The sequence below is a fragment of the Corynebacterium sp. ES2730-CONJ genome, assembly GCF_024834055.1.
Lineage (GTDB): Bacteria > Actinomycetota > Actinomycetes > Mycobacteriales > Mycobacteriaceae > Corynebacterium.
The window spans coordinates 248,060-264,505 of record NZ_JANUXZ010000003.1 but is presented as its reverse complement, the minus strand read 5'-3'; the positions used below and the strand labels follow the sequence as shown (position 1 = coordinate 264,505).

At 53.7% G+C, this 16,446-nt stretch carries 11 protein-coding genes; 4 read left to right on the top strand and 7 right to left on the bottom strand.

Features of this window, described 5'->3' with window-relative positions; all coding sequences use genetic code 11:
- Positions 1-7: 7 nt before the first annotated feature.
- Genes prmC through rho form a run of 3 tightly spaced genes read right to left on the bottom strand, consistent with a single transcriptional unit; the run spans position 8 to position 3,804 of the window.
- The gene (gene prmC, locus NXS13_RS05240; RefSeq protein WP_259289459.1) at positions 8-844 is read right to left on the bottom strand and encodes a peptide chain release factor N(5)-glutamine methyltransferase; all 837 of its coding nucleotides are present in this window, start codon (positions 842-844) and stop codon (positions 8-10) included.
- A gap of 5 nt (positions 845-849) precedes the next feature.
- Positions 850-1,923: a peptide chain release factor 1 gene (prfA, locus tag NXS13_RS05235; protein WP_259077999.1), complete on the bottom strand. Its 1,074-nt coding sequence runs from the start codon at positions 1,921-1,923 to the stop codon at positions 850-852.
- Between the two features lie 3 nt (positions 1,924-1,926).
- Positions 1,927-3,804, bottom strand: coding sequence for a transcription termination factor Rho (rho, locus tag NXS13_RS05230; RefSeq protein WP_259289458.1), 1,878 nt, complete (start codon positions 3,802-3,804; stop codon positions 1,927-1,929).
- A gap of 426 nt (positions 3,805-4,230) precedes the next feature.
- On the opposite strand from rho, the gene NXS13_RS05225 reads away from it, so the two are divergent.
- Entirely contained in the window at positions 4,231-5,958 is a 1,728-nt protein-coding gene (locus NXS13_RS05225; protein WP_259289457.1) for a long-chain fatty-acid--CoA ligase, read from the top strand.
- On the opposite strand, the gene thrB is transcribed toward NXS13_RS05225, so the two are convergent.
- From thrB to argS, 4 genes are all read right to left on the bottom strand, one after another.
- Positions 5,955-6,869: a homoserine kinase gene (gene thrB / locus NXS13_RS05220; RefSeq protein WP_259289456.1), complete on the bottom strand. Its 915-nt coding sequence runs from the start codon at positions 6,867-6,869 to the stop codon at positions 5,955-5,957. The two genes, NXS13_RS05225 and thrB, sit on opposite strands and share 4 nt — an antisense overlap.
- Positions 6,870-8,216: a homoserine dehydrogenase gene (locus tag NXS13_RS05215; RefSeq protein ID WP_259078006.1), complete on the bottom strand. Its 1,347-nt coding sequence runs from the start codon at positions 8,214-8,216 to the stop codon at positions 6,870-6,872.
- Between the two features lie 112 nt (positions 8,217-8,328).
- Positions 8,329-9,678 (bottom strand): diaminopimelate decarboxylase, encoded by a 1,350-nt coding sequence (gene lysA, locus NXS13_RS05210; RefSeq protein ID WP_259078008.1) that lies wholly within the window; start codon positions 9,676-9,678, stop codon positions 8,329-8,331.
- A gap of 79 nt (positions 9,679-9,757) precedes the next feature.
- Positions 9,758-11,410 carry an arginine--tRNA ligase gene (gene argS / locus NXS13_RS05205; protein ID WP_259078010.1) on the bottom strand — a complete coding sequence of 551 codons (1,653 nt, stop codon included), beginning with the start codon at positions 11,408-11,410 and terminating at the stop codon, positions 9,758-9,760.
- Between the two features lie 561 nt (positions 11,411-11,971).
- Between argS and NXS13_RS05200 the strand changes: the two genes are divergently transcribed.
- From NXS13_RS05200 to NXS13_RS05190, 3 genes are all read left to right on the top strand, one after another.
- The gene (locus NXS13_RS05200) at positions 11,972-13,642 is read left to right on the top strand and encodes an L-lactate permease (protein ID WP_259078012.1); all 1,671 of its coding nucleotides are present in this window, start codon (positions 11,972-11,974) and stop codon (positions 13,640-13,642) included.
- A 482-nt stretch (positions 13,643-14,124) separates the two neighbouring features.
- Positions 14,125-14,910 carry a (Fe-S)-binding protein gene (locus NXS13_RS05195; RefSeq protein WP_259078013.1) on the top strand — a complete coding sequence of 262 codons (786 nt, stop codon included), beginning with the start codon at positions 14,125-14,127 and terminating at the stop codon, positions 14,908-14,910.
- Entirely contained in the window at positions 14,907-16,445 is a 1,539-nt protein-coding gene (locus NXS13_RS05190) for a LutB/LldF family L-lactate oxidation iron-sulfur protein (protein ID WP_259078015.1), read from the top strand. The genes NXS13_RS05195 and NXS13_RS05190 overlap by 4 nt, the downstream gene beginning before the upstream one ends.
- The last annotated feature ends 1 nt before the right edge of the window (position 16,446 follow it).

Below are 16,446 nucleotides of genomic sequence, written 5' to 3'. Positions count from 1 at the left end.
TCAAGTGTTACAGCTTACTCTTTGCCGTTACGAATCGCGGCTTAGCCGCAGCATCCAGATGCCCGCATATATTCTCAAAGCCATGCGTGGCTAGCAGAGTGATAACTTCATCTTGCGTGGTGTCGTCGTGTTCAATTGCAATCAATCCACCAGGTCTTAAGTTCGAGACAATAGTAGTGACAAGTTTATTTATGATCTCCATACCCGACTCGCCTGCGAATACGGCTTGGGGCGGATCGGCGTAAACTTCCGGTTCGAGTGTGGGCGTTTCTGGTACATAGGGTGGGTTAGTAAGGATCATATCGAGATCTTTCGGTACTATTCGCGGATCGCAGGCGTCACCAGCAATAATCTCTACGTTGTCAAAAGGAGCCAGGTTCTTTTTGGTATAGGCTAAGGCTGCTGCAGAGATTTCCACAGCGAAGACCTGAGCGTGGCGTCCCAGCGAAGTCGCTATATAACCAGCAATGGCTCCGGAACCGGTACAAAGATCGGCAATTCTTGGCGCCTTCCGCTCCTTCAGCATTTCTTGAGCATGCTCCACAGCCCACTGAGCCATGGCTTCGGTTTCAGGTCGGGGTATAAAAACTCCTGGTCCGACGGCTAAGTCGAGCGACCCGAAGGCTGCGGTGCCAATTATATATTGCAGCGGCTCCCTGAGAGCGCGCCTCGCGACTAGCAGTGAAAAATCCTGGGCAAAATCCTCGGGAACAGAGCTGAGAAAACCCAGATCTAAAGGCTGACATTTAAGAATATGTGCGGCCAGCGCTCGGGCGTCATAGGCAGGCGAAGCCACCCCCGCTTGAGCAAGGGTGGCTTCAGCTTGCGTGAGAAGGTCACGCACGTGACTTACTCCGCTTCGAGACGCGCCGCGCGTTCGGCGTCTCGCAGTGCCGAGAAGAGATCATCGAGATCACCATTGAGAACTGAGTCGAGGTTATTCGACTTGTAGCCTATGCGGTGATCGGAGATTCGGTTCTCGGGCCAGTTGTAGGTTCGCACTCGCTCCGAGCGGTCGAGAGTGCGAATCTGTGCGGCGCGCCCTTCAGCAGCCTCGGCATCTGCTGCCTCTTCAGCAAGCGCCTGCAGTCGTGCAGCGAGCACCTGCATTGCGCGAGCCTTGTTTTGGATCTGGGAGCGCTCTTTCTGGCAGGTGACGACAATGCCCGTAGGCAGGTGGGTGATACGCACCGCTGAATCGGTGGTGTTCACACCCTGGCCACCTTTACCAGACGAGCGGTACACATCGACTCGCAGATCTTTATCGTCGATCTCCACTTCCGCGATCTCATCAGGCTCAGGGTAGACCAGTACTCCAGCGGCTGAGGTTTGAATCCGCCCCTGAGATTCGGTGACAGGCACACGCTGTACGCGGTGGACGCCACCCTCGAACTTGAAAATGCTCCACGCTCCGTCTCGGGAGGGCTGCTTCGAACGAATTGACAAGGTTATATCCTTGACACCGCCAAGATCAGACTCTGAGAGATCGAGTACTTCGGTAATGAAACCGTGCTTCTCGGCAAAGCGCTGGTACATCCGCACCAGCTCTCCTGCAAAGAGTGCAGCTTCTTCGCCGCCAGCTCCGGCTTTAACCTCCATAACAATATCCTCAGAGTCATGGGGGTCGCGCGGAGCCAGGAGATCGGCCAGCTGCTCCTCCAATTGCACGATTGTGCCCTCTAATTCTTCGGCTTCAGCCTTGAATTCGGCATCCTCGTGCGCCATTGATGCTGCGGCTTCATGATCTTCGCGAGCCTGAACCAGTTTCCGATTGACATTCATGATTGGCTGCAACTCTGAATAGCGCTTCGAGAGTTTCCTAAATAAAGCCTGATCATTCATGGTCTCGGGATCAGACATCTGTGCCTCGATGCCCTGATACTCCGAGACGATATCGTCAACGGCTGAAACGTGTGTTGCCACCAGTTACTCCTGTTCGTTATCAGCAGACATAATTGACGAGGAAGCGATCTGCATCATGAACTCGCGATTACTCTTCGTCTTTTTCAGCTGCTTGATCAATAGATCAATAGCCTGCTGATTATCCAATGCCGAAAGGATTCGGCGCAGCTTGTGCATCAGGCGGGCTTCTTCAGGAGCGAGAAGCAACTCATCCTTACGTGTACCAGAAGGATTAACATCCACTGCTGGGAATACGCGACGCTCTGCAATTTTGCGATCCAGCTTCAGTTCGGCGTTGCCGGTGCCCTTGAATTCCTCAAAGATCACGTTGTCACCCGCGGAACCGGTTTCCACCATGGCCGTAGCGATGATCGTTAACGAGCCGCCATTTTCGATATTACGAGCCGCTCCGAGGAAGCGCTTCGGCGGATATAGAGCGTTGGAGTCCACACCACCGGAGAGAATACGACCAGAAGCCGGTGAGGAGTTGTTGTAGGCGCGGCCCAACCTCGTAATAGAGTCGAGTAGAACCACCACGTCTTGACCCTGCTCCACTAGACGCTTGGCTCGCTCAATGGCTAATTCGGCCACCGCGGTGTGCTCTGATGGCGGACGGTCGAATGTCGAGGAAATGACCTCGCCTTTTACGCTACGCTGCATATCGGTGACTTCTTCAGGCCGTTCGTCTACAAGCACCACCATGAGATAGCACTCAGGGTTATTTGTGGCGATGGCATTGGCAATATTCTGCATAACCGTGGTCTTACCGGCCTTCGGGGGCGATACGATAAGGGCTCGCTGCCCCTTGCCAATAGGCATGATCAAGTCAATAACGCGGGTTGTGAGAATATTTTGCTCGGTCTCCAAACGCAAGCGCTGGTTTGGATACAGTGGAGTCAGCGAGTTGAAGGCGGGGCGGGCTTTAGCCTCTTCTACCGTCATGCCGTTGACGGAATCAACGCGAACGAGAGGGTTATATTTCTGGCGATTGCGACCGCGCCCATAGTTACCGCGATTGTCGTTATTCCCGCCCACACGGACACCACCGACAATATAGTCACCGGATCGCAGCCCTAAGCGGCGGATCATCTGGTTATTAACGTAGACGTCCGCTGGCCCTGCATGATAGCTCGAGGTTCGTACAAAGGCGATATTGGAATCGACAATATCGAGAATTCCTGCAGCTTCCTGAATATTTTCTTCTTTGGCTTCGCGCTCGTCCTGATTGTCGCGGCTGTCGCGGTTGTCGCGGTTGTCACGGCCGTCCCGTCCACGTCGCCCTCGGCGGCCACGACGCTCCCCCCGACGATCTCCCCGATGGGAGCGATTGTCCTGAGAATCGTCATCGGATGCGGAATCGGTCTGTTCTGAGTTGTCGTTCTGCGGAGCCGACTCATCGGCACCATCGTGACTATGTCGTCCTCGACCCCTCTCGTCGCGGCGGGAGCGGTTCCGCCGCGCGCGCCGTGCAGCCGAGCGGGATTCGTAGCGGTTATCACCATCACGCTCATCCTCTGAGCCCGCATCTTTGGATTCTGTATCCTCGTGCTGATTATCGCCCTCTTCGCCGTCCTGATGGCGCCGCTGAGTACGCTGCTTAGGCTGCGAGCTCTCGTCGCCCTCGGCCGAAGCGGAGTCGGCCGAACTGTGCTTAGTCACCCGCCGACGACGTGGGCGCTTGTCGGTAGTGTCAGTCTCTTGATTGTCGGCAACTGGGCGATTGTCACTGGGGGTAGATTCAGCCCGGGCTGGAGCGTGGTCGGCGTTGTTGATGGCGGCTATTAAATCGCCCTTACGCAGGGCGGAAATTCCTTTAAGACCGAGATCGGCTGCCATTTTCCGCAGCTCAGGTAGGCGCAGAGCTGCGAGATTTCGCGGTGCGCCTTGATCTGTTGTAGTCACAGATGTCCTTTCAGTTTCACTGTGCTCGTTGCTAGCTGTGAGGTTGGGGTGTATCAGCCATCGATGGCCATTGGGGCGCTGAATGCCGATGCGGCAAGGCATCGTGACAGCGACGCCCTTCAATGGAAGACCATGAAATGCGGAGCAAGTCCTACTATGTATGTGGATGAACAAACTGAGCAATCTTTAGTCACAGAATTTGCAGGCTTCTCCCGTTTGAGCGAAATTCAACGCGCACAACCTCTGGTGCAAATAGTGCGGACGCGGGGGAGGCAAAGATTGGTATGTTCGTTCGTCAGTCTAGCTCAATCTGCGCGAATATGAAAAATGGCCGTATGAGAACTCTCTTCTCCCCTCACGGCATTCAGCTAATAAGGTGGCGAGTTCGCTTACGGTCCTAGCGAACTGATTGCTACGCTTATACTCATGCTTTCTACCATGCAGGAAGTCCCTCTTAATATTTCTCGCATTCTGGATTACGGTGCGCGCGCATTCGGGCCTACGCTCATTAAAACGTGGGAATCTGGGGAGGAATTTACAAGCACCTACCGTGAACTGGCTGCGCGAGCGGCCGCGCTCGCGCATGCCCTCGCCGATGAGGTGGAAATCAAACCCTCCCATCGGGTGGGCACCTTCATGTTTAATTGCACTGAGCACCTGGAGACCCTTTTTGCTGTGACCTGTATGGGGGCAGTATTTAATCCTCTGAACAAGCAGCTACTGAATGCGCAGATTGCACATATCATCAATCTTGCGGAAGATCAGGTTATTATCGCCGATCAGCGCCTGGCAAAACAATTGGGTGAGGTCCTATCGACGGGGTGCCCGAGCGTTCGGGCAGTGATTTTCATCGGTCGCACCAATCCGCAGGCGGCTTCACGCTATATACCTTCAGGCATTACCACCTTTTCTTATGAGGCCCTCCTCGACGGGCGGCGTTCGACCTATCCGTGGCCCCTACTGCCGGAAAATGCTGCAGCAGCACTCTGTTATTCCACTGGCACTACTGGCGAGCCGAAGGGCGTAGTGTATTCCCAGCGCTCTTTGTATTTGAAAGCGATCAGTTTGCGCACCTCCGACTCCTTGGGAATTTCGCATGGACGAACCTTTCTGTGCTGCGTCCCGATTTATCACACACTTTCGTGGTGCGTGCCCATCGCCGCAGTCATGTCTGGGGCACCCCTAGTATTTCCAGGGGCTGATTTAACACCACGATCCCTAGCAGAGCTCATAGAAACCACCTCTCCGCAGGCTGCAAATGGAGTTCCGTCCATCTGGATTCAGGTCGTGATGTACTATCTGGCGCACCCACCAAATAATATTTCGCTGCGGGAGATTTTTTCTGGTGGTTCCCCCGTTCCACCGGCGCTGATGGATTTATGGCGCAATAACTTCGGCATTGATCTCGTTCAAATCTGGGGCATGACCGAAACCTCTGGTGTCACCACGGTGGCCCGTCCGCCTACTGGACTATCACCCGATGCCGAACGTTCCTACCGGATCACCCAAGGTCGTTTCCCCGCCGCCGTTGACTATCGTGTGGTCAACGATGGCCGGGTGGTCAATAGCACGGAGCGCCACGATGGTGAGATTCAGGTTAGGGGTACGTGGATTACCGGTTCTTATTATCACTCCTCGAACGAAGGCTCAGCAGTCAGCGATCACCCGTCAGACCCCTCTAAAGCCGATAATTATGCGCAACAGTTCACTGAAGATGGGTGGCTTCGCACAGGTGATGTCGGCACGGTTACTGCTGATGGTTTCCTCATTCTTAACGACCGCGCCCGAGATGTCATCCGTTCCGGAGGAGAATGGATTTACTCCAGCCTCTTGGAAAATGAAATCATGTCCGCACCTGAAGTTGTTGAGTGCGCCGTTATTGGAAACCACGACCGCACCTGGGGTGAGCGTCCGCTAGCAATTACCAAATTGGTTGCAGATGTCGATGCTACCTTTGAGACCGCAGATAAATTACGCGATCACCTACGCGAAACGTTCCCTTCGTGGATGCTTCCTGAGTACTGGGCCTTTGTCGAAAATATTGCTAAAACCTCAGTAGGAAAATTCGACAAGATCGAACTCAGAGCTACCGCGGCCCGCGGCGATCTCGACATCATTAAACTACCCGGACCGGGCAGCTCCCGAGTTCGTTAAGCTATGACCTTGGTGCTCACTCCACCAGCAATTTCTAGAGTGAGAACTTGTAATCCCGCGGCTACAGCTTCATCGATGAGCGACTGGTCGACCCAGGTGGTTCCTAACACCATACAGGTGGGGCCAGCACCGGAAAGGTAAGCTGCATAGCCCTTGTCCCGCAACCGCTCAATCCATGAGGCAGTCTGCTCTAAGACCGCGGCACGATAAGGTTGATGCAGCACGTCTTCTGTGGCGCTCTGCAGGTGCTCGGGATGCTCGTTTAAGGCGGCGACCATTAAAGCTGCACGCGAAATATTAAAGCGGGCGTCTAGGTGAGAAATGCTTGCGGGTAAGACTTTACGCACCTCATGTGTGGAGGCGTGGAAACTTGGTACAAAAGCCGTAGCCTTGAGGTCGGGATGAACCGGAGTGGTGACCGCCTGGTAGCGCTTACTTTCACCAGCAGTTGACCATGAAATAATGGCGCCACCGAAAAGAGAAGCTGCGGCGTTATCGGGGTGACCTTCAAATTCAGAGGCTAATTGTAAAAGGGTAGCAGAATCGAGTGCATCACCAGTTAATGCTTGAGCTAAAGCCACTCCCGCAACCGCGGCTGCGGCCGAGGAACCAAGGCCTCTAGAATGCGGGATCCTATTGTGGCAGATGATTTTCAAACCCGCAACCGTTATCCCAGCTGCCGACAGTCCAGCCTCAAGGGCACGGTAAACGAGGTGGGAGCTATCGCGGGGAACTTCCCCAGCCCCCTCGCCATGAACCTCAATATCTAGTCCCGCATCGGTCGTTATAACCTCTACCGTGTCGTAAAGTCCAAGCGCGAGACCAAGAGAATCGAAACCTGCGCCCAAGTTGGCCGTTGATGCAGGCACCGAGCAGGTAATATGACGACCAGGTTGAAGTTGGTGGCTCATTTACTCTCCTGCAAAACGTAGTACGGAGTTTACCGATAGACAGGTATCGGATTCTTCGAGGGCTGAAACCATCGAGGCTAGCGACCGTTCTTTGGCGGTATGGGTAACGAGGATGAGGCGAGCTTCACCGTGGTGATCTTCTTGGCGCACCGTGCGCAAGGATATACCCTGGTCAGCGCAGATCTGTGTGATCTCAGCCAGCACACCCACCCTATCAATAACCTTCATATCGATGTGGTACCTGGTTGGGACATCTCCAAAGTCAGCGATCGGCAAATCAGCATACGTGGATTCACCAGGAGCTCGGCCACCGAATACTTTATTACGCGCGGCGCCCACAATATCGCCTAGAACCGCGGAGGCGGTGGGGTTACCACCAGCACCATTTCCGTAAAACATTAGGCGACCAGCAGCTTCCGCTTCAACGAAGATCGCATTAAAGCTCTTACTCACGCTAGCCAAAGGGTGATCCCGTGGAATTAAGGTAGGGTGAACACGAGCGGAAACAGAGCGTTGACCTCTATCGTTGGTCAAGCGCTCGCAAATAGCCAGTAGTTTAATGGTATAACCAGCTGCTCGAGCGGCCTTGATATCATCCGAAGTAATCGCTGAGATGCCCTCGCAGTATACATCCGACGCTGTCACTCTCGTGTGGAAGGCTAGAGATGCAAGAATGGCGGCCTTGGATGCAGCATCGTATCCCTCAACATCGGCGGTGGGATCTGCTTCTGCATAGCCCAAGCGCATGGCTTCGGCGAGCACATCCTCATATTCGGCACCGGCGGAATCCATCGCATCCAATATGAAGTTGGTAGTCCCATTGACGATTCCGGCCACTGATTCGATCTGATCACCTGCAAGGGAACGCCGGAGTGGACCAACCACTGGGATAGCAGCGGCAACTGCCGCCTCAAAATAAAGATCCACCCCCGCGGAATCCGCAGCCTCGGATAGCTCTGCTGAATGAGCGGCCACCAGTGCTTTATTGGCCGTGACCACGGACTTACCGGCACGTAGGGCTTTAAGGACTAACTCACGTGGATATTCGATACCGCCGATAACTTCGACAACGAGATCGACGTCGTCACGCTCAATCAGGGAGGCGGCATCGTCGGTAAGAACACCCAGTTCGGCGGCAAGACTCGAGGTGTGCTTCTCTTTGTTGGCCACTGCAACACCGCGAACCTCGAGGGGGCCGCCTGCCCGGTGGGCAAATTCTTCAGCATTTTCAACCATGAGCCGAAGTACCTGTGAACCCACGGTTCCATTGCCCAAGATGGCCACACCCACGGGTGAATTCTCTCCCTTACCATGCCTGAAATTGCTTGCCGGATGGGTTTCGCTCATAGTAACTCCCGTTATCAAATAAAAAGTTATGGCATTTAAGTCGCGAAATCTCTCGCTACCTCTTTAAACCTATTGCCAAATTCTAAACCATAGACCGCACACCATGAATTCCTCATGCGGAAGTGTTGTCGTTCTCTTCAAGGTTGAGGAAATCCTCGATGGTCTCGCGACGCACCATTAATTGCGCTTGGCCATCTTTGACCGAAACAATTGCCGGGCGCATGAGCATATTGTATCGACTGCTCATCGAATAACAGTAGGCGCCCGTAGCAGCAGTGGCGACCAAATCTCCCCGAGCAATATCGGTAGGAATCTGCGCATGGTTGACCACGATATCCCCGGATTCGCAGTGCGAACCCACCACTCGAGCATCCACTGTCGGCGCTGAACTGAAGCCGTCCACCTTGCGTATATCGTAGATAGCCTCATAGAGTGCCGGGCGGATATTATCGCTCATCCCCCCATCCACCGAGATATAGCGGCGCGAATATCCCCCATCCAAGCTCACATCTTTTACTGTGCCCACCGTATAGAGGGTCACTGTAGATGGGCCGGCAATTGCCCGTCCTGGTTCTACCATCACAAAAGGCATGGGTACGTCTTCGCGGTGGGCGTAATCAGCGACGCGACGCAACAGATCTTTAGCTACTGCGTCAACATCGAGGGCAGTTTCGGATTCCGTATAAGCAATACCGTAGCCCCCACCAAGGTCGAGAATTGAGAAATCTCGACCCACAGACAGCTCCTTTAAAATCCTTCCATACAGTTTAAGCACCCGCTCAGCAGCAAGCGAGAAGCCTTCAGCATCAAAAACCTGAGAGCCGACGTGGCAGTGAAGACCGACGAGATTTAAGTTTTCTAATTCAACAATTCTGCGAGCAGCACGGTACGCAGAGCCTGAGTAAAGCGAGAATCCAAATTTCTGGTCCTCGTGGGCAGTGGCAATGAACTCGTGTGTATGAGCATCGATACCTGGTTTAACCCGCACCATAACATCTTGAACCTTGTCCAAGGACGCAGCTATGTCCTGCAGTTCTTCAATTTCCTGATGGGAATCTACTATCACATGACCGATGTCGTTGGCGACAATATCACCAAGAAAAGCAGCGTCTTTGTTATTACCATGGGCTGCGATAAGTGCGGGCGGAAAACCGGCGCGCAGAGCAACCTGCAATTCTCCGTGCGAAGCGATGTCGAGGGCGAGACCTTCGCTTGCCACCCATTGGGCGATACGGGTAGTAAGAAATGCTTTGGCTGCATAGTGCACGTGTTCTCCGCCCCCGAATGCCTTGGCCATATCGCGGCACCTCGAGCGGAAGTCGTCTTCATCAACAACGAAGGTGGGGGTTCCAAATTCAGCGGCAATCGCTGCAAGTGGCACACCCGCGATCGTGACACCACCATCGGCTGATCGGCACGCATTGCGGGGCCATATATGGGCGGGGAGATCATTAAAATTCACGCGTTCATCATCTTCCGGTCAAATATTAAAAGGAGCCCACGAGGCAGGACACCCCGTGGGCTTGAAAGTGGCACTGCTTCTACATCCGCTCTGGCGCACGAACGCCGAGAAGGTTCAAGGCATTGGCTAAGACCTGTTGGCTGGCCATTGCTAGAGCGAGGCGCGCGGTGTGGATGTCAGCAGCTTCCTCCCCTACTTTTGGCAGAATCTGACAGTTATCGTAGAAACGGTGGAAAGTACCTGCCAAAACTTCGCTATAGCGCGCAATACGGTGCGGTTCTCGCAATTCACAGGCGGCCTGCACCACAGCAGGGAACTCTCCGAGCGTGCGGATGAGTTCTCCCTCCCGCTCGTGCTTGAGTAACGAGAAGTCTGGGTTTATGGCTTCAATGCCGAGCTCTGCGGCCTTACGGCTCAATGAGCACAGGCGGGCGTGACCGTATTGCACATAATAAACGGGATTATCAGAGGATTGAGACTGCCATATCTCAAGATCAATGTCGAGGGTTGAATCCACTGATGAGCGGATCATCGCATAGCGGGCACCATCGATACCTATAGCGGCTACAAGATCGTCGAGAGTAATCACGGTACCGGCACGCTTGGACATTCTTACCGCGTTGCCGTCGCGCACGAGATTCACCATCTGACCAATGAGAACTTCTACCCGCTCAGGAGCGTAGCCTAGAGCGGCGGCAGCGGCCCTGAGTCTCGAGATATAACCGTGGTGATCGGCGCCCAACATATAGATGGCAATGTCATGGCCGCGTTCAAATTTATCCCTGACATAGGCGATATCGCCGGCAATATAGGCTGCGTCTCCGTCCGATTTGATAACAACGCGATCTTTGTCGTCGCCATAGTCAGTGGAACGCAGCCACCATGCGCCATCCTTTTCGTACAGGTTGCCGTTTTCTTTTAAGGCTGCAATAGCTTGGTCAACCGCGCCGGACTCGAAAAGCGAATTCTCGTGGAAGAATATATCGAAGGTGGTGCCAAATTCACGAAGTGAGGATTTAATATGACTAAACATCATATCAACTCCGTGGCTGCGGAAAATTTCGCGCATTACCTCATCGTCTTGATTGAGTGCATCTGGGTGAGCGGAGGTAATTTCTGCTGCAATCTCGGTTATATATTCTCCCCCATAGCCATCCTCTGGCGTAGGCTCGCCCTTGGCTGCAGCGAGCAGGGAATTGACAAATCGGTCGATCTGTCGCCCGTGATCATTGAAATAGTATTCGCGAGTCACATCAGCCCCGCTAAAGCTCATTATTCGCCCCAGCGAATCACCGACGGCAGCCCACCGAGTTCCGCCTAAGTGGATGGGACCAGTAGGGTTAGCCGATACGAACTCCAAGTTAATCTTTTTGCCAGCGAGGACATCGCCGGCCCCATACTGGGCTCCCAGCTTAAGGATCTGCGCGATAATCGCCCCCTGGGCTGCAGCTTGCAATGTGATATTGATAAAGCCAGGTCCAGCGATTTCGCAGGATTCGATGCCGTCGATGACGTTGAGGGCTTGCGCAAGTAGGTGACCCAATTCGCGCGGGTTCATTCCGACTTTTTTGGCTACCTGCAAGGCAATATTGGTGGCGTAATCACCATGCTCAGGATTGCGAGGGCGTTCCACGACAACAGTTTCAGGCAATACCGAAGTATCGAGCTGTTTCTCGGAGAGTACTTGGTACGCCGTGGAGGTGATGAGTTGTGAGAGTTCTGCAGGTGTCATAGGCAGTGAGTTTAGCGTATCTACTTTTCGGCAGTCACATCACATGCTGTTGAAAAAAGACATGTCAGCGAGCGCTTCGATTACTGGGTTGTGTTCCCCTTGGCTGCATAGATGGGTCCCCCGATTTCTCTCCACCTCTTATTCAAGACGCCCACCGCCACCCCGCTACCCCCTTGAATTCTTAGCCAAAACGACTCTCAACAGGTTTAACTGCTGGTTTTCAAGGAAACGGGGGTAATTTTCGACGATTTTCAACAGGCCGAAAAACCCCCACGAGGCCCACATCAGACACTGCGGGGGGTTAAGCTGTTAGCGGAGCACATAGGTAGGGGTGTCATCATCTTTCTTCGGCAGCGCAGCTTCAGGCTTCACCGATTGAAAGGTCATGCTGCTCTCTCCCTATCTGCACGAGAAGACCATAAATCCAGTCCACCATGCAACCTTGACGCTCGCCTGAGGGGTTTATGATCGCGGTGGGCGTTATGGTTGCGCCTCGGGATATAACTAGGGCGCAACTCTTCATAAAAATATTGACAATACTATCCAGTCAAAGGAGTTGCAGTGAACCAATTTACCGCTGTGACCGATGCAGTTGGCGGTAGCCTCGGCCTATCAGCCTTAGTGGGCACCCTACCCTTACTCGCATTCTTCGTCATGCTCATCGGTGTAAAAACAAGCGCCCATGTTTCCGCTGCCGTGGCTACCCTCACGGCTATCGTGGTGGCAGTCTTAGGCTTTAATATGCCCATCGACCTCGCACTAAGCGCCACCCTGCGCGGTGCGCTCTTCGGGCTATTACCCATTGTCTGGGTTATCGTGATGGCTATTTGGTTTTACCAGATCACGGTGGCATCGGGCCGATTTGAGGATCTCCGCCGCACCTTCGATAAGCTAGGCGACGGCGATGTCCGCATCCAGGCTATTCTTATCGCCTTCTGCTTCGGCGGCTTGCTCGAAGCCCTGGCGGGCTTTGGTGCACCAGTGGCCATCACGGCCACCATGATTTTGGCTCTCGGTATTAAACCGCTCAAGGCTGCCACCGTGGTCCTCTTGGCTAATACCGCTCCCGTGGCCTTCGGCGCCGTGGCCATCCCCATCACCACGGCGGGCGCTGTGGGCGGTCGCACCCTCGAACAAACCGAGAATATTGCGGCTATTGTGGGTCACCAGGCCCCACTCATCGCGGTTTTTGTGCCGGCTATCTTGCTCATCATTTTGGACGGATTCAAGGGACTCAAGGAGGCGTGGGTACCAGCGTTTGTTATTGGTTTCGCTTTCGCCATTGCCCAGTGGGCTACCTCGAATTTCTTCGCCTACCAGCTCACCGATGTGGTAGCTTGTATCGTTTCGCTTGGTGCCGCCTTTGTCTTCCTTCGTTTCTGGGATCCCCGGGGCGTGGACGAGATGCGTAAGCGCATGGAGCTCCCTCCGGCCGCAACCTCCGAGGAGCTACCTCCAATGCGCGTGTGGATGGCTTTATTGCCATATGCCGTGGTGACAGTCGTCTTCGGTGTTGCCAACTTGGGTAGTACCATTCCTGACCTCCTCAAGGCTCCAAAGATCTCCTTCGATTGGCCACTTCTGGCTGATCGCCTTGTCACCGCTGATGGCGATCCAGTGAATTCCAGCTATACCTTGTTGCTCATTCACAACCCCGGTTCCCTCCTGCTCATCTCGGGTCTCATCGTGGCAGTTATCTACGCAATCTTCACGGAGAACGGCCGTTATAAGCTAACAGCCGGAGAAGTGGTCAACGAATTCACTTCAACTGCTTATCGTATGCGCTGGTCCGCCCTGACCATCACCTTGGTTCTTGGGCTAGCTTATGTAATGAATTACTCTGGTCAAACGGTGGCTATCGGCCAGTTCGTCGCATCGCTCGGCGGCGCATATGCTTTCTTGGCTCCGTCTCTAGGTTGGGTGGGAACCGCCGTAACGGGTTCAGATACCTCGGCTAATGCACTCTTCTCTAAGATGCAGGTGACCGCTGCTAATACTGCTGGCATTAATCCCGACCTTATGCTCGCTGCCAACACCTCGGGCGGCGTAGTGGGCAAGATGGTTTCACCTCAGTCCTTGGCAATTGCCGCTACAGCGGTGAAAATGGAAGGTCGCGAGTCTGAAATTTTCAAAGCCGTTGTCTGGTGGTCCCTGGGTATGCTTTTTGTTGTATGCTCCTTGGTCTTCCTCCAAACTAACGTTCTTAGCTTCATGGCCCCCATCGTGCCGTAGTGGCTTTCCGCCTCTACGGAATAAGGGTTTAGCCCGCTAGATCTCGCATGATCTCGCATGATCTCGCAAGGTCTCCACACCCACTTGCTCCCCCATATAAGGGGGAGTAAGTGGGTGCTTTTTATTGACAACTGTTCCCCTTTTTATGCGGTTTACCACCCGCAACGATTCAAGCGGGAACTGACAATATCGGAAAGTAAGCGCTCAGTACCGTTCTTACCTTAACCTAAGTTAGGTTAGCCTTTTTGAAACACTAGTGTTTCTTATATATTGGCAGCTAGGTCGCTATTTTAGTGCTAGTTTTGGTTAGATTAACTAAGGGTGATCAGGTAGGGTAAAAGGTAGCTATTTTCGCGTCTCACGCTTTCTCTAACCCAAGGATTACTCGCAATTTTCGGGCCACAGATGCGTCACCCTCGGGTGGAGCTTTGAACTAAGCGCGGCGTGAATATCTAACTTCCACAAGACAGGAGTAGTACCACATGAGAGTTGCGCTCTTCTCTACATGCATCGGTGACGCCATGTTCCCCGATGCTTCGAAGGCCACCGCTTTGCTTCTATCCCGCTTGGGCCATGAAGTCGTTTTCCCCAAGGCCCAAACCTGCTGCGGTCAGATGCACGTCAATACCGGTTACCAACGCGAAGCGATTGGCCAAGTAAAGAACTACGTAGACGCCTTCGAGGATTCCTCCATCGACTATGTCGTTTCCCCTTCTGGCTCTTGCGTTACCGCCGTCCGCGATGATCACGAGCACTTGGCTAAACGCTATGGCACCGCCTCTCTAGTTGATGGCGCCAAGAAGTGCGCTCAAAAGACCCTCGACCTCCCCGAATTTCTGATCGATGTCGCAGGTGTGGAGAATGTCGGCGCCTTCTTCCCTCACAAGGTGACCTACCACCCCAGCTGCCACGGCTTGCGCTTTCTCAAACTTGGCGACCGCCCATACCGCTTATTGCAGCATGTCGAAGGCCTGGAGCTTATCGATTTGCCTAATAAGGAAGAATGCTGCGGATTCGGTGGCACTTTCTCGCTTAAGAACGCGGAAACTTCCGCTGCGATGGTTTCGGATAAATGCCGTAATATTCAGATAACGGGAGCAGAATTCGTTACTGGTGGCGATTCATCCTGCTTAATGAATATCGCCGGTTCCCTTTCCCGTCAGCATGTTGGCATCCGCGCTATTCATATCGCGGAAATTCTTGCATCCACTAAAGATCACGAATGGAGCCCCACGTCGGCCGCTTATTCCAAGGAGGCAATGCTGTGAGCATTAATCTCGGCACCCCACCCATGCCACCCTACGCAACAGCACCGTCGATGTTGCGTGGCGATGATTCCTTCCCACATAAAGCCCATGATGGGCTCAATAATGTTACCCAGCGGCGTAATCTCACCAAGGCGACCACGCATATTAGGAATAAGCGCCACGAGGTCATCTCTGAAATTGATGACTGGGAAGCGCTGCGTGAAGCAGGATCCACGACCAAGCGTTATGTCCAGGCGCATCTTCCCGAGCTGCTCGAGCAGTTCGAGGAAGCAGTCACTGCCCGCGGCGGTCACGTCCATTGGGCGCGCGATGCCGCCGAGGCTGGCAAGATCGTGCTCGATTTGGTGAAGGAGCAAAATGTCGATCGCGTCGTGAAAATTAAATCTATGGCTACCCAAGAGATTGCTCTTAATGAACAGCTCGAGGAAGCTGGTATTTTTGCTCAAGAAACTGACCTCGCTGAGCTGATTGTGCAGTTAGGAGAGGATCGCCCCTCCCACATTCTGGTTCCTGCTATTCACCGCAACCGAGCCGAGATTCGCTCTATATTCCTGAAGAAGATGAGTCATATCGACGAATCGATTAGCTCCGATCCCCCGGAGCTGGCAGAGGCTGCTCGCGTATACCTACGTGAACAGTTTATGGAAGCCAAGGTAGCTATTTCGGGCGCCAATTTTGGTATCGCGGAAACAGGGCACGTCACGATTGTGGAATCAGAGGGCAATGGCCGTATGTGCCTTACACTTCCGGAAACCCTCATTTCCGTGATGGGCATTGAGAAGATTTTGCCAACTTTCCGCGACTACGAGACCTTCTTGCAATTACTGCCGCGCTCTTCCACCGGCGAACGCATGAATCCCTATACTTCACTGTGGTCAGGGGTTACTGAAGGCGATGGCCCTCAGAACTTCCATCTAATTCTGCTCGATAACGGCCGCACTGCCGCAATGTCTGACGAACTCGGCCGCGAAGCTCTCAAGTGCATCCGTTGCTCAGCTTGTTTGAATGTCTGCCCCGTCTACGAGCGCGCCGGTGGACATGCTTATGGCTCCACATATCCTGGCCCCATCGGTGCTATTTTGTCACCGCAGCTAACTGGCATGGACACCTCCGACGATCCAAATAACTATCTCCCCTATGCCTCCTCACTGTGTGGTCGCTGTAATGAAGTGTGCCCGGTTAAAATCCCTATTGTGGAGACCCTCCTTGAACTGCGCCACCAGAAGGTGGAAAAGCACAAGCCACTCGTCGAAGGTGCACTTATGGGTGCTATGCAAATGACGTGGGGCTCTCCGACTCTGTGGAACCTTGCAACGCGTGTGGTCTTCATGGGGCGTATTCTCGGAGGTTTCAACGGCAAGATTACGCATCTACCATCCTTTCTTTCTGGTTGGACCGATATTCGCGATACCGCGGTGCCACCAAAGAAATCCTTCCGACAGTGGTTCGAATCTGATGAGGCTCAGCAGCTGCTCACTGACGCCCGCCACGACGGTCTTCCCACCAATAAGCTCAACGAGGGCGAGGAGAATTAAT

Excerpts from the sequence above, each read along its gene's own strand:
- NXS13_RS05195 (WP_259078013.1), top strand. The coding sequence starts at position 14,125 with ATGAGAGTTGCGCTCTTCTCTACATGCATCGGTGACGCCATGTTCCCC.
- NXS13_RS05215 (WP_259078006.1), bottom strand. The coding sequence starts at position 8,216 with ATGAGCGAAACCCATCCGGCAAGCAATTTCAGGCATGGTAAGGGAGAG.
- argS (WP_259078010.1), bottom strand. The coding sequence starts at position 11,410 with ATGACACCTGCAGAACTCTCACAACTCATCACCTCCACGGCGTACCAA.
- thrB (WP_259289456.1), bottom strand. The coding sequence starts at position 6,869 with ATGAGCCACCAACTTCAACCTGGTCGTCATATTACCTGCTCGGTGCCT.
- NXS13_RS05225 (WP_259289457.1), top strand. The coding sequence starts at position 4,231 with ATGCTTTCTACCATGCAGGAAGTCCCTCTTAATATTTCTCGCATTCTG.